We start from the raw sequence: 18,497 nt of genomic DNA on the forward strand, positions 1-18,497 counted from the left end.
AGCTCCCACATTTTGTTTCTGTGAACGGGTTCAGGGGTTTGCTTGCCGCTAGCCCCCCCGCTCTTTAGACTTACGCCTCATTTAAACGAGAGCAGGGTCGATGCCAGCTGCCTTTCCCCCCGATTCTGTTGGACTGGTCGTGCCCCAAGTGGCGCACTTCAGCGAACCGCTGGCCCTGGCCTGCGGCCGTTCGCTGCCCGCCTACGACCTGATCTATGAAACCTACGGCCAACTGAACGCTACGGCGAGCAACGCCGTGCTGATCTGCCACGCCTTGTCCGGGCATCATCACGCGGCCGGTTTCCACTCGGTCGACGAGCGCAAGCCCGGCTGGTGGGACAGTTGCATCGGCCCCGGCAAACCCATCGACACCAACAAATTCTTTGTGGTCAGCCTGAACAACCTCGGCGGCTGCAACGGTTCCACCGGCCCCAGCAGCCTCAACCCGGAAACCGGCAAGCCGTTCGGCGCCGACTTCCCGGTGCTCACCGTGGAAGACTGGGTGCACAGCCAGGCGCGCCTGGCCGACCTGCTGGGCATCAACCAGTGGGCGGCGGTGATCGGCGGCAGCCTCGGCGGCATGCAGGCGCTGCAATGGACCATCACCTACCCGGATCGCGTGCGCCATTGCCTGGCAATCGCCTCGGCCCCCAAGCTGTCGGCGCAGAACATCGCCTTCAACGAAGTGGCGCGCCAGGCCATCCTCACCGACCCCGAGTTCCACGGTGGTTCGTTTCAGGAAGCGGGCGTGATCCCCAAACGCGGCCTGATGCTGGCGCGGATGGTGGGGCACATCACCTACCTGTCCGACGACTCCATGGGCGAGAAATTCGGCCGTGGCCTCAAGAGCGAAAAGCTCAACTACGACTTCCACAGTGTCGAGTTCCAGGTGGAAAGCTACCTGCGTTATCAGGGCGAGGAGTTCTCCGGGCGTTTCGACGCCAATACGTACCTGCTGATGACCAAGGCCCTGGACTACTTCGACCCGGCCGCCAACTTTGACGACGACCTGGCGAAAACCTTCGAAGGCGCCAAGGCCAAGTTCTGCGTGATGTCGTTCACCACCGACTGGCGCTTCTCGCCGGCGCGCTCGCGCGAACTGGTGGACGCGCTGATGGCCGCGCGCAAAGACGTGTGCTACCTGGAGATCGACGCTCCGCAAGGCCACGATGCCTTCCTGATCCCGATCCCGCGCTACCTGCAAGCGTTCAGCAACTACATGAACCGAATCGTATTGTGAGAAAGCCATGAGAGCCGACCTGGACATCATCCAAGAATGGATCCCCGCCGGCAGCCGCGTGCTCGACCTGGGCTGCGGTGATGGCGAACTGCTGAGCTGGCTGCGGGACAACAAGCAAGTCACCGGCTACGGCCTGGAAAATGACCCGGACAACATCGCCCAGTGCGTGGCCAAGGGCATCAACGTGATCGAGCAGGACCTGGACAAGGGCCTGGGCAACTTTGCCAGCAACAGCTTCGACATCGTGGTGATGACCCAAGCCCTGCAAGCGGTGCACTACCCGGACCGCATCCTCGACGAAATGCTGCGCGTGGGCCGCCAGTGCATCATCACCTTCCCGAATTTCGGGCATTGGCGTTGCCGTTGGTACCTGGCCACCAAGGGCCGTATGCCGGTCTCGGATTTCCTCCCATACACGTGGTACAACACGCCAAACATCCACTTCTGCACCTTCGAAGACTTCGAAGCCTTGTGCGGTGAGCGTGAAGCCAAGGTGATCAACCGCCTTGCGGTCGATCAACAGCACCGCCACGGCTGGGCAAGCAAGCTATGGCCCAACCTGTTGGGCGAAATCGGCATTTACCGGGTCAGCAGTCCTGGCCTGACGGATCACAAGATTGCCGTCTAATCATTTTCAAGAGGGATGATCATGAGTCGCTTGGCTATTTTTCTACTGACCGCATGCCTGGGCACCAGCGCCATCGCAGCGGACGCTATCGACGCTAACCGCAAGAAAGACTTCGGTGACATCACCGTCCACTACAACACTTTCACCTCCAGCTTCCTGCAACCGGAAACCGCCCAGAACATCGGCGTGGTGCGCAGCAAGGAGAAAGGCTTGATCAACGTGACCGTGATCAAGGGCGTGACCCCAGTGGCGGCGCAAGTGACCGGCACCATCAAGGACCTGGGCGGCAAGAGCGAGATCCTGACCTTCAAGCAGATCAACGAGAAAGGCGGGATCAACTACCTGGCGCCTTACTCCGTGACGCAGCGTGAATACAAGACGTTTACCATCAACGTTGAAACCGGCGGCAAAGCCCATAGCTTCCAATTCAACCAAGAACTGTTCCCGGCCGACAAATGAACCTGACTCAACTCGTACTGGCCAGCCATAACGCCGGCAAACTCAAGGAACTGCAGGCCATGCTCGGCGAATCGGTGCAATTGCGCTCGATTGGCGAGTTCAGCCAGGTAGAGCCGGAAGAAACCGGCCTGTCGTTCGTCGAGAACGCCATCCTCAAGGCGCGCAACGCCGCACGCATCTCCGGCCTGCCGGCACTGGCCGACGACTCGGGCCTGGCGGTGGACTTCCTCGGCGGCGCCCCCGGCATCTATTCGGCGCGGTATGCCGATGGCAAAGGCGACGCGGCCAACAACGCCAAGCTGCTGGACGCCCTCAAGGACGTACCGGACGCGCTGCGCGGCGCACAGTTCGTCTGCGTGCTGGCCCTGGTGCGCCATGCGGACGATCCATTGCCGATCCTCTGCGAAGGCCTGTGGCACGGGCGCATCCTGCATGCGGCCAGCGGCGAACATGGCTTTGGGTATGACCCACTGTTCTGGGTGCCTGAGCGTAATGTCTCCAGCGCCGAGCTGAGCCCGGCCGACAAGAACCAGATCAGCCACCGCGCCCGCGCAATGGATTTGCTGCGCCAACGCTTGAGCCTGAAATGACCCAGAACACCTCTGCGCAGCCGCTGATCCACGGCGGCGCGCAAACCCCTCGGGCGGCCCTGCCCCTGCTGCCGCCCCTGGCGCTGTACATCCACATCCCGTGGTGTGTGCGCAAATGCCCGTATTGCGACTTCAACTCCCACACCGCCAGCAAAGTGCTGCCGGAAGAAGAGTATGTGGACGCCTTGCTCGCCGATCTCGATCAGGACCTGCATGCCGTGTATGGGCGCGAGCTGAGTTCGATCTTCTTCGGCGGCGGCACGCCAAGCCTGTTCAGCGCCGCAGCATTGGGCCGCCTGCTCAAGGGCGTGGAAGCGCGCATCCCGTTTGCCGGCGACATCGAGATCACCCTGGAAGCCAACCCCGGTACCTTCGAGCAAGAGAAGTTCGTGGCGTACCGCAAGCTGGGGATCAATCGCCTGTCGATTGGCATCCAGAGCTTCCAGCAGGAAAAGCTTGAGGCCCTGGGGCGTATCCACAATGGCGATGAAGCCGTTCGGGCTGCGGGCATGGCGCGCCAGGCCGGGTTCGACAACTTCAACCTCGACCTGATGCACGGTTTGCCCAACCAGTCCCTTGATGATGCTCTGAGCGACCTGCGCCAGGCCATCGCGCTCAAGCCCACGCATTTGTCGTGGTATCAGCTGACCCTGGAACCCAACACGGTGTTCTGGAACCAGCCGCCGGCGTTGCCGGAAGACGACACGCTATGGGACATCCAGGAAGCCGGCCAGGCCCTGCTTGCCGAGCATGGTTACGCGCAATATGAAGTGTCGGCCTATGCCCAACCGGGTCGCCCGGCGCGGCATAACCTGAACTACTGGAGCTTTGGCGACTTTATTGGCATCGGCGCCGGTGCCCACGGCAAGCTCAGCCATCCGGACGGGCGCATTGTGCGCACCTGGAAGACCCGTGCACCGAAGGACTACCTCAACCCGGCCAAGAACTTCCAGGCCGGAGCGAAAGAGCTGACCAACGAAGAGTTGCCGTTCGAGTTCCTGATGAACGCCCTGCGCCTCACCGAAGGTGTCGAAGCCAGGCTCTACGCCGAGCGTACCGGGCTGGACCTGGCCAGCCTCAACGAAGGCCGCCGTGAGGCCGAACAAAGTGGCCTGATGCAGGTCGAACCGTCACGCCTGGCGGCGACCGACCGCGGGCAACTCTTTCTCAATGACCTGTTGCAGACGTTTTTGAGCTGAAGCTCTTAAGGAAATCGAATGGATTTGGTACTCGACCTGCTCGCCACCGTATCCCGCTGGAGCCGTAGCAACCTGTCGGAAATCTCCCTGGCCCTCGTCGGTTGTTTGCTGGTGCTGTTTGGCGCCGACATCAAAGGCTGGGTCGAAGCCCGCCTGGGCAGCGTGGCCGGTGCGTTGCGCGTACCGTTGATGGCGTTGCTGTGCATGATTGGCAGCGGTGCGGCGTTGATCTACGCCACGCCGTGGATTGTGCGGGGGTTGAGCCAGTTCAATAACTACAGCCTGGCGCCGGTATTGGTGGTCGTATTGGTGTTGATCGGCGTAGTCGCCGACCGCCGCTAGTCCCGAGCACACCGAGAAACAAATGTGGGAGCGGGCTTGCTCGCGAATGCGGACTTTCAGTCACTGAAGATGTCGACTGATCCACCGCATTCGCGAGCAAGCCCGCTCCCACATTTTTGACCGCATTCCAGGCTGGAAGTCTGTCAGTCGATTTTCTCGAACTTCAAATCCCACACGCCATGCCCGAGTCGCTCACCGCGACGTTCGAACTTGGTGATCGGCCGCTCGGCCGGGCGCGGCACGCATTTGCCGTCTTCGGCCAGGTTGCGATAGCCAGGCGCGACATCCATCACTTCCAGCATGTATTCCGCATACGGTTCCCAGTCGGTAGCCATGTGCAGGACGCCGCCCACTTTCAGCTTGCTGCGCACCAGTTCCGCGAAGGAGGCCTGGACGATGCGACGCTTGTGGTGACGGGCTTTGTGCCATGGGTCCGGGAAGAACAGCATCAGGCGGTCGAGGCTGTTATCGGCGATACAACGGTTGAGCACCTCGATCGCGTCGCAGTCGTACACGCGCAGGTTGGTCAGGCCCTGGGTCAGCACGCCATTGAGCAGCGCGCCGACACCCGGACGGTGCACTTCAACGCCGATGAAATCCTGCTCCGGCGAGGCCGCAGCCATTTCCAGCAGGGAGTGCCCCATGCCGAAGCCGATTTCCAGGGAGCGCGGGGCCGAACGGCCGAACACTTGGTCGTAGTCCACCGGCGCGTCGGCCAGGGGCAACACGAACAGCGGCGTCCCCTGTTCCAGGCCCTTTTGCTGGCCTTCGGTCATGCGACCGGCGCGCATCACAAAGCTCTTGATGCGGCGGTGCTTGGACTCGTCGCCTTCTTCCAGGGTGTTCGGCGTTTCGTTTGATTCAGTCATCAATGGCTCTTACTTGATCAGACCATCCAGCGGCGAAGAGGCGCTGGCGTAGAGTTTTTTCGGCATGCGGCCGGCGAGGTAGGCCAGGCGGCCCGCGACGATCGCGTGGTTCATGGCTTCGGCCATCAGGATCGGCTGCTGGGCATGGGCGATGGCCGAGTTCATCAGCACCGCGTCGCAGCCCAGTTCCATGGCGATGGTTGCGTCGGAGGCGGTGCCCACGCCCGCATCCACCAGCACCGGGATCTTGGCTTCTTCAAGGATGATCTGCAGGTTGTACGGATTGCAGATACCCAGGCCGGAACCGATCAGACCGGCCAACGGCATCACGGCGATGCAGCCGACTTCTGCCAGTTGGCGCGCGATGATCGGGTCATCGCTGGTGTAGACCATCACGTCGAAACCTTCCTTGACCAGGGTTTCGGCGGCCTTGAGGGTTTCAATCACGTTGGGGAACAGGGTTTTCTGGTCGGCCAGCACTTCCAGCTTCACCAGGTTGTGGCCGTCGAGCAGCTCACGCGCCAGGCGGCAGGTGCGCACGGCTTCGATGGCGTCGTAGCAACCGGCGGTGTTCGGCAGGAAGGTGTAGCGATCCGGCGACAGGACTTCGAGCAGGTTCGGTTCGCCTTCGATCTGGCCGAGGTTGGTACGGCGTACGGCGAAAGTCACGATCTCGGCGCCCGAGGCTTCGATGGCCAGGCGGGTTTCTTCCATGTCGCGGTACTTGCCGGTGCCGACCAGCAGACGGGACTGGTAGGTACGACCGGCCAGGACGAAGGGCTTGTCGCTACGAACGATGCTCATGGGAAATCCTCGTAATGGGGTGAGGTTCTGCAGAATTCGGGCCGGCGACTAGCCGCCACCGATGGCGTGGACCACTTCGACCTGGTCACCTTCGGTGAGCGCGGTCTCGGCGTGCAGGCTACGCGGGACAATATCCAGGTTGAGTTCCACTGCGACACGACGTCCGGTCAAGTCCAGACGGGTCAGCAGGGCCGCAACGGTTTCACCGTCGGGCAGTTCAAAGGATTCGCCGTTCAACTGAATGCGCATGCCACGGGCCGCCATCGTTTTTAGGGGCCCGCATTCTAGCGTGATTGAGACCGGAAGGTCAGCACCAAGCGTCAAGCGGTCACAGCTGCAAGCGCCATGCAGCCAGCCCCAGCAGGAACCAGCCGAGCAGGAATGCCAGGCCGCCAAACGGGGTGATGATGCCGAGCTTGCTGATGCCGGTCATCGTCAGCACGTACAGACTGCCGGAGAACAAGAGGATACCGACCACAAACGAAACGCCTGCCCAGGTCACCAGGCGACCAGGCAGGTGCGCCGCCAGCAGTGCCACGCCGAACAGGGCCAGGGTGTGCACCAACTGGTAGGTCACGCCGGTGTGGAAGATCGCCAGGTACTCGGCGCTCAGGCGGTTTTTCAGGCCGTGAGCGGCGAACGCGCCAAGGGCGACACCCGTAAAGCCAAAAAAGGCAGCCAACATCAGAAAGCCACGCAGCATGAGGAACTCCAGTCACAAGGGGCAGGGTCTGTATAATGGCCCGCTCAACGGGTTCGGCCAAGCCATCTCTATGCTGCGTGTCCTCTTCAGTCGTTTTCTCAAAGTCGTGAAATGGTTTGCGATCGGCAGCGTTTTGCTCGTGCTGCTGTTCCGTATCGTTCCGCCTCCGTTCACCGCGTTGATGGTCGAGCGCAAGATCGAATCCTGGATCGATGGCGAACCCATTGACCTGCAACGCAGCTGGGTGCCGTGGGAGGAGATCTCCGACGAACTCAAAGTGGCGGTGATGGCCGGCGAAGACCAGCGTTTCCCGCAGCACTGGGGTTTCGATTTCGGCGCGATCCAGGCGGCGCTCCTGCACAACGAGCGCGGCGGCTCGATTCGCGGCGCCAGTACCTTGAGCCAGCAGGTGTCGAAAAACCTGTTCTTGTGGGCCGGCCGCAGTTATCTGCGCAAAGGCCTGGAAGCCTGGTTTACCGGGCTGATCGAGGTGTTGTGGCCCAAGCAGCGGATTCTTGAGGTGTACCTCAATAGCGTGGAATGGGATGAGGGTGTGTTTGGCGCAGAAGCGGCGGCGCGGCATCACTTTGGGGTGAGTGCAAAGGCCCTGTCGCGACAGCAGGCCAGCTATCTGGCTGCGGTGTTGCCGAACCCGCGAGTGTGGAGTGCCAGCCATCCGACGGCGTACGTGGCGCGGCGCGCGGCGTGGATTCGCCAGCAGATGGGCCAGTTGGGCGGCGATGGCTACCTGCTCGAGCTGAACAGCTCCCGAAAAGCCCCCTGGTCCGACTGACCCAACACAAAAAAATGTGGGAGCGGGCTTGCCCGCGAATGCGATGTATCAGCCAGCATCTCTGGCGACTGACACTCCGCTTTCGCGGGCAAGCCCGCTCCCACATTCGATCGTGTTGTTTTCGAAACCCGCGCTTTAGGCGGCGATGGACAGTTTCAGCTTGTTCATCGCGCTTTTTTCAAGCTGACGAATCCGCTCGGCCGATACGTTGTACTTCTGCGCCAGGTCGTGCAGCGTGGCTTTGTCTTCTGCCAGCCAGCGCTGGTAGAGAATGTCACGGCTGCGGTCGTCCAGCACTTCCAGGGCTTCGTGCAGGTTGTGGTTGGAGTTGTCGCTCCAGTCCGCATCCTCCAGTTGACGCGCCGGGTCGTACCGGTGGTCTTCCAGGTAGTTGGCCGGCGATTGGAAGGCGCTGTCGTCGTCTGCTTCGGCAGCCGGGTCGAAGGCCATGTCATGGCCGGTCAGGCGGCTTTCCATCTCGCGTACTTCACGAGGCTCCACGCCGAGGCTTTCAGCCACGCGGTGGACTTCCTCGTTGTTCAGCCACGCCAGGCGTTTTTTCTGGCTGCGCAGGTTGAAGAACAGTTTGCGCTGGGCCTTGGTGGTCGCGACTTTCACGATGCGCCAGTTGCGCAGGATGAACTCGTGGATTTCCGCCTTGATCCAGTGCACGGCAAACGACACCAGGCGCACGCCCATTTCCGGGTTGAAGCGCTTTACAGCCTTCATCAGGCCGACGTTGCCTTCCTGGATCAGGTCAGCCTGCGCCAGGCCGTAGCCGCTATAGCTACGGGCGATATGTACGACAAAACGCAGGTGGGCGAGCACCATCTGCCGAGCCGCCCCCAAATCCTGCTCATAGTAGAGACTCTCGGCCAGTTCACGCTCCTGCTCGGGCGTCAGCAATGGAATGCTGTTGACCGTGTGCACATACGCCTCCAGGTTCGCACCTGGGACCAGAGCATAAGCAGGTTGCAAAGAAGTGGTCATACGAAACCTCCGACTTACATAACTCGTGCAGTTCAGCACTGCGAAAATTGACCGGGAACCGTAGGAAAAGTTCCCTAAACCACTGATACGGTCAATACAAACGAAACCACATTAATCTGACATTAACTACTTCGGTGCCAGTTCACGTAAATGACGAGCGACCGCAATCCACGCACCGATATACCCCAACAATACCGCGCCAAGCAAGAGGCTCAGACCATCGGCTACCGGCACCCCGGCCAAGGCAAAATCGCTGCCGTACAAACCGGCCAGCCCGACAACCGCGTCGTTCAGCCAGTCCAGGCCAAACGCCAACAGCCCCCAGGAGAAAATCCCGGCACCGAAGCCATAAAGCGCGCCCATGTACAGAAAAGGACGACGCACATAGCTGTCCGTGCCGCCGACCAGTTTAATCACTTCTATCTCGGTGCGACGGTTTTCAATATGAAGACGAATGGTATTACCTATCACCAAAAGTAATGCAGACACCAACAGCACCGTCAGACCGAACACAAAACGATCGCCCAGCTTGAGGATTGCCGCCAGGCGCTCTACCCAGACTAGATCAAGTTGCGCCTGTTGCACCTTGGGCATCTCTGCGAGTTTTTGTCGCAGGGCCTCCAGGGTTGGCTTGTCGACTTCGTTTGGCGTCACCAGCACCACACCCGGCAGCGGGTTCTGCGGCAGTTCCTTGAGCGCCTCGCCCAGGCCGGATTGCTGCTGGAACTCCTCAAGCGCCTGATCGCGGCTGATGTACTCGGCCTCTGCCACGCCCGGGATGTTCTTGATCTGGTCGCGCAGCGCTTCGCCCTCTTTACTGCTGGCGTCGATATTCAGGTACAGCGAAATCTGCGCCGCACGCTGCCAGGAACCGCCCAGGCGCTCCACATTATTAAGCAGCAGCGACAAGCCCATCGGCAGGCTCAAGGCCACGGCCATCACCAGGCAGGTGAAAAAGCTGCCAATCGGCTGCTTGCCCAGGCGACGCAGGCTGTCGAGCAGGCTGGCGCGATGGCTTTCGATCCAGGCGCGCAGCAGCGTGCCGAAGTCCGGGCCGTCGTCATCGTCGTGTTTTTTCTTTTTCTGCGGTTGCGGGTCGGCGGCTTTCGGCGCCACGCGTTCGGAAACCTTGGGGCTGCGGGTAGCACTCATACGCCAGCCTCCCCGTCACCGATCAGGCGGCCGCGTTGCAGGGTCAGCATGCGATGGCGCATGCGGGCAATCAGCGCCAGGTCGTGACTGGCAATCAGCACGCTGGTGCCCAGGCGGTTGATGTCTTCGAACACGCCCATGATCTCGGCCGCCAGGCGCGGGTCGAGGTTACCGGTGGGTTCGTCCGCCAGCAGCAAGGCCGGGCGGTGGACGATGGCGCGGGCGATGCCGACGCGCTGTTGCTGGCCGGTGGACAGGTCGCCGGGGTAGAGGTCGGTCTTGTCCGACAGCGCCACGCGCTCCAGGGCCGAGTCCACGCGCTTGACGATCTCGGCCTTGGACAGCCCGAGGATCTGCAAGGGCAGCGCAACGTTGTTGAACACCGTGCGATCGAACAGCAACTGGTGGTTCTGGAACACCACGCCGATCTGACGGCGCAGGTACGGAATCTGTGCATTGCTGATGGTGGCCAGGTCCTGGCCGGCCAGCAGCAGTTTGCCCGTGGTCGGACGCTCCATGGCCAGCAACAGGCGCAGCAAGGTACTTTTACCGGCACCGGAATGACCGGTGACAAACAAGAATTCGCCGCGACGCACTCGAAAGCTCAGCTCATGCAAGCCCACATGCCCGTTGGCATAGCGTTTACCGACCTGTTCGAATCGAATCATGAACGCTCCCGCTCGGCGAAAAGTGCCTGTACAAAGGGTTCGGCTTCAAAGGTGCGCAGGTCGTCGATGCCTTCACCGACACCGATATAACGAATCGGCAACCCGAACTGTTTGGCCAGGGCAAAGATCACGCCGCCCTTGGCCGTGCCGTCGAGCTTAGTCAATGCCAGGCCGGTCAGTTGCACCGTCTGGTTGAATTGTTTGGCCTGGCTGATGGCGTTCTGGCCGGTGCCAGCATCCAGCACCAGCAGTACTTCGTGCGGCGCGTCTGCGTCGAGCTTGCCGATCACGCGGCGGACCTTCTTCAGCTCTTCCATCAAATTGTCTTTGGTGTGCAGGCGGCCGGCGGTATCGGCGATCAACACATCGATGTTGCGGGCCTTGGCGGCCTGCACGGCATCAAAGATCACCGAAGCGGAATCGGCACCCGTGTGCTGGGCGATCACCGGGATCTTGTTGCGCTCGCCCCACACTTGCAGCTGTTCCACGGCCGCGGCACGGAAGGTGTCGCCCGCCGCCAGCATGACTTTCTTGCCTTCGGACTGCAGCTTCTTGGCCAGCTTGCCGATGGTGGTGGTCTTGCCGGCGCCATTGACGCCAACCACCAGGATCACGAACGGCTTGTTCGGCGTGATCACCAACGGTGCTTCCACCGGCTTGAGCATCGCGGCCAGCTCGGCCTGCAGCGATTTGTAGAGGGCGTCGGCGTCGGTCAGTTGCTTGCGCGCGACCTTCTGGGTCAGGCTCTGGATGATCACGGCGGTGGCTTCGACACCCACGTCGGCGGTGAGCAGACGGGTCTCGATGTCTTCCAGCAGCTCGTCGTCGATGACTTTCTTGCCGAGGAACAGACTGGCCATGCCTTCGCCGATGCTGGCGCTGGTCTTGCTCAGGCCTTGCTTGAGGCGGGCGAAAAAGCCGGTCTTGCTGGTTTCGGCAACGGCAGCGACGACCGGCTCTGGCTCGACAACCGCAGGCACAGCGGCCGCGACCACAGCAACAGGCGCTGCGACTTCGACAACTGGCGGCGCCTGCACCACCACGTCTTCCACAGGTTCAACCACAGCAGGAATCGGTGGCGCTACGTGTTCGGCCTGAACGTCTTCAACCAACGCCACCGGCTCTTCGGCGACTGGCAGTTCCGGCCAAGGCTTATGCTCGGGTTCTGGCTCGGGTTCTGGCGCGGCCTCCACGACCGGCTGCAACACCGGCTCAACCAGCGGCAGTACCACCGGCGCAGGGGTTTCGACCATCGGCTCGGCGTCCACGATGGGCGCTGGAATCGGCTCAGGCTGGACCTGTGGCTGTTCGACGACGGTTTCCTGCGGCTTTTTGCGCAGCCATCCGAACAGGCCTTTTTTCTCGCCAGCCGCAGCTGGGCTCTTCTTGTCGTCGTTGGAACCAAACATGGAGGACGGCTATCTCAAGGTAGCGATGCGCCAGGGCGCCTCGGTAAATAAATTCGATGCAGAACAGACTGCTTTAAGGCTCGCTTGTTCATGCGCAACATTTTGTAAGGCGTAAATAAAGGCCTCTACAAATCGATTCAATATAGGACTGAAGCGATAAAATCGGCGAAAAGTGGAAGATCGTCGGGGAAACCGAGGGTCTATTCCAACATTCCTACGACTTGATCCGGGACAAGATGACTGCCGCAGTGGCCGTCCCTAAATCGGATCAGTATCCTAGCACCTCCTCGCCCGCCGACGCTAAGACCAAGCGGGCAGCCCAACAGGTTTAAAAACGAATGAATGCTCTAGCCCGCCGCGCCGCAGGCCTGCTGCTCAGCACAGTTTGTCTGCCCCTTTCAGCCTTGGCTGCCGACCCACAACCCACCCACGAATTCACCCTGGATAACGGCCTCAAAGTCGTCGTGCGCGAAGACCATCGTGCGCCAGTGGTGGTGTCCCAGGTCTGGTACAAGGTGGGCTCGAGCTACGAAACCCCGGGCCAGACCGGTTTGTCCCATGCCTTGGAACACATGATGTTCAAGGGCAGCGCCAAGGTCGGCCCCGGCGAAGCCTCGCTGATCCTGCGTGACCTGGGCGCCGAAGAGAACGCCTTTACCAGCGACGACTACACCGCCTACTACCAGGTACTGGCCCGTGACCGCCTGGGCGTCGCCTTCGAACTGGAAGCCGACCGCATGGCCAGCCTGCGCCTGCCGGCCGACGAGTTCAGCCGCGAGATCGAGGTCATCAAGGAAGAACGCCGCCTGCGCACCGACGACAACCCGATGTCCAAGGCCTACGAACGCTTCAAGGCCATGGCCTTCCCGGCCAGCGGCTATCACACGCCGACCATCGGCTGGATGGCTGACCTGGACCGCATGAAGGTCGAAGAACTGCGCCACTGGTATCAGGCCTGGTACGTGCCGAACAACGCCACCCTGGTGGTGGTCGGCGATGTGACCCCGGACGAGGTCAAGACCCTTGCCCAGCGCTACTTCGGCCCTATCCCCAAGCGTGACGTGCCACCGGCCAAGGTGCCGATGGAACTGGCCGAGCCCGGCGAGCGCCTGCTGACCATGAAAGTGCAGACCCAACTGCCCAGCGTGATCCTCGGCTTCAACGTGCCGGGCCTGGCCACCGCCGAAGACAAACGCTCGGTCCAGGCCCTGCGCCTGATCTCGGCGCTGCTGGACGGCGGCTACAGCGCACGCATCTCCGAACAGCTGGAGCGTGGTGAAGAGCTGGTCTCCGCCGCCTCCACCAACTACGACGCCTACACCCGTGGCGACAGCCTGTTCACCCTCTCGGCCACGCCGAACCAGCAGAAGAAAAAGACCATTGCCCAAGCCGAAGCCGGCCTGTGGCGCCTGCTGGATGAACTCAAGGCCAAGCCGCCAACCGCCGCAGAACTGGAACGCATCCGCGCCCAGGTCATCGCCGGGCTGGTCTACCAGCGTGACTCCATCACCAGCCAGGCCACGGCCATCGGCTCGCTGGAAACCGTCGGCCTGTCCTGGAAGCTGATGGACACCGAGCTTGCCGAACTGCAAAGCGTGACCCCGCAAGACATCCAGAAAGCCGCCCGCACCTACTTCACCCGCGAACGTCTCAGCGTCGCCCACGTACTGCCTGAGGAGACCGCTCATGAGTGATCGCAAAAGCAGCCGCCTGATCCTGCCCGGCCTGATCGCCGTCACCCTGGTCGCCGCCGGCGCCGTGTATTTCCTGCGCCCGAGCGAATCCATCGCCAGCCCGGCACTGGAAAAAGCCCAATCGGCCAACAAGCTGCAATCCCTTGCGGAGCTGGACGGCAAGGCGCCGACCAACCGCAAGCTCGACGTACAAACCTGGACCACCGCCGAGGGCGCCAAAGTACTGTTCGTCGAAGCCCATGAACTGCCGATGTTCGACATGCGCATCCTGTTCGCCGCCGGCAGCAGTCAGGACGGCAACGTGCCGGGCCTGGCGTTGATGACCAACGCCATGCTCAACGAAGGCGTGCCGGGCAAGGATGTCAGCCAGATTGCCCGCGACTTTGAAGGCCTGGGCGCAGACTTCGGCAATGGCGCCTTCCGCGACATGGCGCTGGTGTCGCTGCGCAGCCTGAGCGCCAGCGACAAGCGCGACGCCGCGCTGTCGCTGTTTGACGAGGTGATCGGCAAGCCGACGTTCCCGGCCGACTCCCTGGCCCGGATCAAGAACCAGATCCTCGCGGGCTTCGAATACCAGAAGCAAAACCCGGCCAAGCTGGCCAGCCTTGAGCTGTTCAAGCGTCTTTATGGCGACCACCCTTACGCACACCCGAGCGAAGGCACTCCCGAGAGCGTTCCGAAGATCAGCCTGGCGCAGTTGCAGGCGTTCCACGCCAAGGCATACGCAGCGGGTAACGCCGTGATTGCAGTCGTAGGCGACCTCACCCGCGCCGAAGCCGAAGCCATGACCGCCAAGGTGTCCGCATCGCTGCCCAAAGGCCCGGCACTGGCGAAGATCGCCCAGCCGAGCGAACCTAAAGCCGGCCTGAGCCATATCGAGTTTCCGTCCAAGCAGACACACCTGTTGTTCGCCCAGCTCGGCATCGATCGCACCGACCCGGACTACGCAGCCTTGTCCCTGGGCAACCAGATCCTCGGCGGCGGCGGTTTCGGCACGCGCCTGATGAGCGAAGTGCGCGAAAAACGCGGCCTGACCTACGGCGTCTACTCCGGCTTCTCCCCGATGCAGGCGCGCGGCCCGTTCATGATCAACCTGCAGACCCGAGCCGAAATGAGCGGCGGCACCCTGCGCCTGGTCGAGGATGTTGTCGCCGACTACCTCAAGACCGGCCCGACACAAAAGGAACTGGATGACGCCAAGCGCGAACTGGCCGGCAGTTTCCCTCTGTCTACCGCGAGCAACGCCGATATCGTCGGGCAGCTGGGTGCGATGGGTTTCTACAACCTGCCGCTGAGCTATCTGGAAGATTTCATGAAACAATCCCAGGCCCTGACCGTAGAGCAGGTCAAGGCTGCAATGAACAAACACTTGAGCGCCGACAAGATGGTCATCGTGACCGCCGGCCCGACGACTGCGCAAAAGCCACTACCGCCCCCCACTGATAAACCCGCCGAGCAGCCGCTCGGGGTTCCGGAGCATTAATGGCCAGTTCATCTCGCCCGAAAAAACCTGTCCACAACGTCCACAACGGTGTGGGCCAACTGCGCATCATTGGCGGTGAATGGGGCAGCCGCAAGCTGAGCTTCCCCGATGTCGTGGGCCTGCGCCCAACGCCGGATCGCGTGCGTGAAACCCTGTTCAACTGGCTCGCGCCGTACATCGGCGGTGCCAAGGTACTGGACCCGTTCGCAGGCAGCGGTGCGCTGTTCCTGGAGGCGCTGTCCCGTGGCGCCGCCCAGGCCCAGGCGCTGGACGCGAGCAACGTGGCGGTCTCCAGCCTCAAGGAACACCTGGGCACCCTGCGCTGCACCAACGGCCAGGTGCAGACTGCCGATGCCCTGCGCTACCTGGAAACCCAACCAGCCAGCGAGTACGACGTGGTGTTCCTCGACCCGCCGTTCAACCAGAACCTGCTGCCGACCGTGTGCACACTGCTGGAAGAGCGCCAATGGCTGGCTCCCGATGCGTGGATCTACACTGAAAGCGAGACCGCACCTTCCACACTGGGTCTGCCGGGCGCCTGGCGCCTGCACCGGGAGCAGAAGTCCGGTCGGGTGTATTACGCGTTGTGGCACCGCCTGGTCGAAAGCGCCGCCTAGCAGGACTCTGTAGTGAGCGGGCTTGCCCGCGCTGCGATCAACCAGGCGCCTCAAGCTAACCTGACACACCGCCGGCGCGGGGCGAGCCCGCTCACCACCATTGAGTTCGCCTGCTACCGAGATTCTCATGACTCCCTCTTCAGACCGGTTCAAACCCGCCTTCGGCCTCGGCAACCCCCACCTGCAAACGCTGTGGGGGCCGCTGTGGCGCCCCACTACCCATCTCGAACGCCAACGCGAACGCCTGTGGCTGGACGATGGTGACTTCCTCGACCTCGACTGGCACGGCCCCCACGACGCCCAAGCGCCGCTGGTGCTGGTGCTGCACGGGCTGACCGGTTCATCCAACTCGCCCTACGTCGCCGGCCTGCAAAAAGCCCTCGCCAGCCAAGGCTGGGCCAGCGCAGCGCTGAACTGGCGTGGCTGTTCGGGAGAGCCCAATCTACTGGCGCGCAGCTATCACTCAGGCGCCAGCGAAGACCTGGCCGCCGCAATTGCCCACCTGCGTGCCAAGCGACCGTTGGCGCCGCTGTATGCGGTGGGGTATTCGCTGGGTGGCAACGTGCTGCTCAAGCACCTCGGTGAAACCGGCGGCGCCTGCGGGCTGCAAGGCGCGGCGGCGGTGTCGGTGCCCTTTCGCCTGGATCAATGCGCCGACCGCATCGGGCTGGGGTTTTCGCGGGTGTACCAGAAGCACTTCATGCGCGAGATGCTCGCGTATATCCGCGTCAAGCAGAGCCGCTTCCTACAGGACGGCCGCGCGGACGGGCTGAAGACCCTGGAGGCCTTGGGCTCGCTGGAGAAGATGCGCACGTTCTGGGATTTCGACGGGCGGGTGACTGCGCCACTGCATGGCTTCCTCAGTGCCGAGGACTATTACCGACGAGCGTCGAGTCGCTACTACTTGGGGGAAATCCGCACGCCGACGCTGATTATCCAGGCGGTGGATGATCCGTTCGTGTTTGCCCACAGCTTGCCTGAGGCCGCTGAGTTGTCGGATTGCACGGAGTTCGAATTGACCGCCAAAGGTGGGCATGTCGGATTTGTCGACGGCTCACTCAAGCACCCGAGCTACTACCTCGAACGCCGCATCCCACAATGGCTACTGACACAACATCGGTAAAAATGTGGGAGCGGGCTTACATCCCGGATAGCTCAATCGCCGGTTGCAATAGCCCGCGCCGGATCAGTAATCCACTCACTCCAAGACCCCGCATACAACTTACCCAATGGGTACCCCGCCAGGCTCAGGGCGAACAGGTTATGACACGCCGTCACCCCCGAACCGCAATAGGCCACCAACTCGTCCGGTGAGCGGCCTTGCAACTGCTCAGCAAACCGTTGCTTGAGCTGCTCAACCGGCAGGAAACGCCCATCGCTGCCCAGGTTTTCACTGAACGCCGCGCACTGCGCCCCCGGAATATGCCCGGCAACCGGGTCGATCGGCTCAACCTCACCACGAAACCGCGCCTGTGCGCGGGCATCGATCAGGGTCAAACCTGGCTGGCCCAAGCGTTTTTGCAAGTGCTCGGCATCCAGCAGCAAACCGTAGTCCGGCGTGCCGACAAAGGTGCCAGACGCAACCAGCGGCGCATCCAGGCTCAACGGGAAACCGGCGGCATGCCAGGCCTTGAGGCCACCATCGAGGATAAACACACCATCGCGCTTGCCCAACCAGGCCAGCAACCACCACGCCCGGGCGGCGTATGCGCCGGGGCCGTCGTCATACAGCACCACGTCGGTGTCGGCATTGATGCCCCACACCTGCAGTTGTTGAAGCAGAACGTCCGCCGCCGGCAGTGGATGACGGCCGGTCACACCTTTAATCACCGGGCCACTGAGGTGGCGCTCTAGGTCAGCGTACTGCGCGCCCTCGATATGCCCCTCGGCGTAGCTGCAACGCCCGTAATCCGGGTCTTCGAGAGCAAAACGGCAATCCAGGATCACCAGCCCGGGCGACTTCTGGCGCTCGGCCAATTGGGAGGGACTGATCAGTTGGGCAAGCGGCATGACGGACTCCTGTAAACAGATTCGGGAAAGGTCCTACTTCACTTCTTCCAGTGCCTGATTCAACGGCACGTAAAACTCTTTGAACAACGCATCCACCGCATCCTTGGCTTGGGGTGTGACAAACCCCGCCTCCAGCACCAGCACTTGATACACCCCGCGCTTGATCGCCTCGGCGCTCAAATGGGCGGAGTTTTCATTGGTGGTGCACAGGAAACGCACCCACGAGGTAAGGATAATCCACGCATTGAGGGTCAGGGCTTCGGTTTGGATCGGGTCCATATTGAGGATGCCGGCATCGACAAACCCCCGGTAGATGGCGTTGCCCTGGGTCAGGCAGCGCTGGGAAAACCGCCGATAGCCAGTGGCCAGTTCCGGGTCGCTTTCCAGCAAATGTTCAAGGTCGCGGTGCAGGAAACGATAGCGCCACATGCCGGCCAGCAGGGCCTGCAAGTAGAAGCGCTTGTCTTCAACGGTGGCGGCGCGCCCCTGGGGCGGGCGCAGAAAACTGTCTACCAGGGCTTCGTATTCACGGAACAGCACGGCGATGATCGCCTGCTTGTTGGGGAAGTGGTAGTACAGGTTGCCCGGCGAAATTTCCATGTGGGCGGCGATGTGGTTGGTGCTGATACTGCGCTCGCCCTGCTGGTTAAAAAGCTCCAGGCTGGTTTGCACAATGCGCTCGCTGGTCTTTACTCGTGGTGCCATAGGGGAATCAGCTTCTATACACGTGATGGGGCATCTTACGGCCTATCCCGGCCAGGATAAATCTGCATGTTGCTGCAATGTTATTTGACAATTTAGAGCAATGACTCTAAAAATCCAGGCAGACCTATAACAATCGGGAACT

The 18,497-nt window shown here is 61.8% G+C and carries 21 protein-coding genes; 11 read left to right on the plus strand and 10 right to left on the minus strand.

Translation table 11 applies throughout. The annotated features are described in order from the left end of the window. Positions 1-100 precede the first annotated feature (100 nt). Genes PSH81_RS25475 through PSH81_RS25500 form a run of 6 tightly spaced genes read left to right on the plus strand, consistent with a single transcriptional unit; the run spans position 101 to position 4,458 of the window. Positions 101-1,240 (plus strand): homoserine O-acetyltransferase, encoded by a 1,140-nt coding sequence (locus tag PSH81_RS25475; RefSeq protein WP_192301250.1) that lies wholly within the window; start codon positions 101-103, stop codon positions 1,238-1,240. 7 nt (positions 1,241-1,247) lie between these two features. After that, the gene (gene metW, locus PSH81_RS25480) at positions 1,248-1,868 is read left to right on the plus strand and encodes a methionine biosynthesis protein MetW (protein WP_105521094.1); all 621 of its coding nucleotides are present in this window, start codon (positions 1,248-1,250) and stop codon (positions 1,866-1,868) included. 21 nt (positions 1,869-1,889) lie between these two features. Further along, entirely contained in the window at positions 1,890-2,327 is a 438-nt protein-coding gene (locus PSH81_RS25485; RefSeq protein ID WP_226454558.1) for a DUF4426 domain-containing protein, read from the plus strand. After that, complete coding sequence (rdgB, locus tag PSH81_RS25490) at positions 2,324-2,917, plus strand: RdgB/HAM1 family non-canonical purine NTP pyrophosphatase (RefSeq protein WP_101273418.1); 594 nt, start codon at positions 2,324-2,326, stop codon at positions 2,915-2,917. The genes PSH81_RS25485 and rdgB overlap by 4 nt, the downstream gene beginning before the upstream one ends. Next, on the plus strand, positions 2,914-4,116 hold the full coding sequence (gene hemW, locus PSH81_RS25495; RefSeq protein ID WP_225595756.1) for a radical SAM family heme chaperone HemW: 1,203 nt from the start codon (positions 2,914-2,916) through the stop codon (positions 4,114-4,116). Before rdgB ends, hemW begins: the two co-directional genes overlap by 4 nt. A gap of 18 nt (positions 4,117-4,134) precedes the next feature. Further along, positions 4,135-4,458, plus strand: a complete 324-nt coding sequence (locus tag PSH81_RS25500; protein ID WP_010207241.1) for a DUF3392 domain-containing protein — start codon at positions 4,135-4,137, stop codon at positions 4,456-4,458. Positions 4,459-4,601: 143 nt separating this feature from the next. On the opposite strand, the gene trmB is transcribed toward PSH81_RS25500, so the two are convergent. The 4 genes from trmB to PSH81_RS25520 all read right to left on the minus strand — a co-directional run bounded on the left by trmB (position 4,602) and on the right by PSH81_RS25520 (position 6,834). Further along, positions 4,602-5,327 carry a tRNA (guanosine(46)-N7)-methyltransferase TrmB gene (gene trmB / locus PSH81_RS25505; protein WP_226454561.1) on the minus strand — a complete coding sequence of 242 codons (726 nt, stop codon included), beginning with the start codon at positions 5,325-5,327 and terminating at the stop codon, positions 4,602-4,604. A 9-nt stretch (positions 5,328-5,336) separates the two neighbouring features. Continuing rightward, positions 5,337-6,131, minus strand: a complete 795-nt coding sequence (locus PSH81_RS25510; protein WP_305391683.1) for a thiazole synthase — start codon at positions 6,129-6,131, stop codon at positions 5,337-5,339. A gap of 48 nt (positions 6,132-6,179) precedes the next feature. After that, positions 6,180-6,380, minus strand: coding sequence for a sulfur carrier protein ThiS (thiS, locus tag PSH81_RS25515; RefSeq protein WP_015886354.1), 201 nt, complete (start codon positions 6,378-6,380; stop codon positions 6,180-6,182). Positions 6,381-6,459: 79 nt separating this feature from the next. Further along, on the minus strand, positions 6,460-6,834 hold the full coding sequence (locus PSH81_RS25520; protein WP_192301247.1) for a DUF423 domain-containing protein: 375 nt from the start codon (positions 6,832-6,834) through the stop codon (positions 6,460-6,462). A 70-nt stretch (positions 6,835-6,904) separates the two neighbouring features. On the opposite strand from PSH81_RS25520, the gene mtgA reads away from it, so the two are divergent. Beyond that, positions 6,905-7,627: a monofunctional biosynthetic peptidoglycan transglycosylase gene (mtgA, locus tag PSH81_RS25525; protein ID WP_192301246.1), complete on the plus strand. Its 723-nt coding sequence runs from the start codon at positions 6,905-6,907 to the stop codon at positions 7,625-7,627. Between the two features lie 135 nt (positions 7,628-7,762). On the opposite strand, the gene rpoH is transcribed toward mtgA, so the two are convergent. The 4 genes from rpoH to ftsY form a co-directional block, all read right to left on the minus strand. Next, on the minus strand, positions 7,763-8,617 hold the full coding sequence (gene rpoH, locus PSH81_RS25530; RefSeq protein ID WP_016972967.1) for an RNA polymerase sigma factor RpoH: 855 nt from the start codon (positions 8,615-8,617) through the stop codon (positions 7,763-7,765). Between the two features lie 126 nt (positions 8,618-8,743). Next, positions 8,744-9,769, minus strand: coding sequence for a permease-like cell division protein FtsX (ftsX, locus tag PSH81_RS25535; RefSeq protein WP_192301245.1), 1,026 nt, complete (start codon positions 9,767-9,769; stop codon positions 8,744-8,746). Then, the gene (gene ftsE / locus PSH81_RS25540) at positions 9,766-10,437 is read right to left on the minus strand and encodes a cell division ATP-binding protein FtsE (protein WP_135290290.1); all 672 of its coding nucleotides are present in this window, start codon (positions 10,435-10,437) and stop codon (positions 9,766-9,768) included. Before ftsE ends, ftsX begins: the two co-directional genes overlap by 4 nt. Further along, positions 10,434-11,846, minus strand: coding sequence for a signal recognition particle-docking protein FtsY (ftsY, locus tag PSH81_RS25545; protein WP_226454564.1), 1,413 nt, complete (start codon positions 11,844-11,846; stop codon positions 10,434-10,436). The genes ftsE and ftsY overlap by 4 nt, the downstream gene beginning before the upstream one ends. Before the next feature lie 338 nt (positions 11,847-12,184). Between ftsY and PSH81_RS25550 the strand changes: the two genes are divergently transcribed. The 4 genes from PSH81_RS25550 to PSH81_RS25565 all read left to right on the plus strand — a co-directional run bounded on the left by PSH81_RS25550 (position 12,185) and on the right by PSH81_RS25565 (position 16,763). Further along, complete coding sequence (locus tag PSH81_RS25550; protein ID WP_226454565.1) at positions 12,185-13,540, plus strand: pitrilysin family protein; 1,356 nt, start codon at positions 12,185-12,187, stop codon at positions 13,538-13,540. Beyond that, positions 13,533-15,023, plus strand: coding sequence for a pitrilysin family protein (locus PSH81_RS25555; protein ID WP_305391684.1), 1,491 nt, complete (start codon positions 13,533-13,535; stop codon positions 15,021-15,023). The genes PSH81_RS25550 and PSH81_RS25555 overlap by 8 nt, the downstream gene beginning before the upstream one ends. Beyond that, positions 15,023-15,640, plus strand: coding sequence for a 16S rRNA (guanine(966)-N(2))-methyltransferase RsmD (gene rsmD / locus PSH81_RS25560; protein ID WP_192301240.1), 618 nt, complete (start codon positions 15,023-15,025; stop codon positions 15,638-15,640). Before PSH81_RS25555 ends, rsmD begins: the two co-directional genes overlap by 1 nt. Before the next feature lie 127 nt (positions 15,641-15,767). Then, positions 15,768-16,763, plus strand: a complete 996-nt coding sequence (locus PSH81_RS25565; RefSeq protein ID WP_305391685.1) for a hydrolase — start codon at positions 15,768-15,770, stop codon at positions 16,761-16,763. A gap of 32 nt (positions 16,764-16,795) precedes the next feature. Here PSH81_RS25565 and PSH81_RS25570 read toward each other — a convergent pair whose 3' ends face one another. After that, complete coding sequence (locus PSH81_RS25570; RefSeq protein WP_305391686.1) at positions 16,796-17,650, minus strand: sulfurtransferase; 855 nt, start codon at positions 17,648-17,650, stop codon at positions 16,796-16,798. A gap of 33 nt (positions 17,651-17,683) precedes the next feature. Next, entirely contained in the window at positions 17,684-18,355 is a 672-nt protein-coding gene (locus tag PSH81_RS25575) for a TetR/AcrR family transcriptional regulator (RefSeq protein ID WP_192297850.1), read from the minus strand. Positions 18,356-18,497 lie beyond the last annotated feature (142 nt).

This window comes from Pseudomonas sp. FP2335 (assembly GCF_030687535.1).
Classification (GTDB): domain Bacteria; phylum Pseudomonadota; class Gammaproteobacteria; order Pseudomonadales; family Pseudomonadaceae; genus Aquipseudomonas.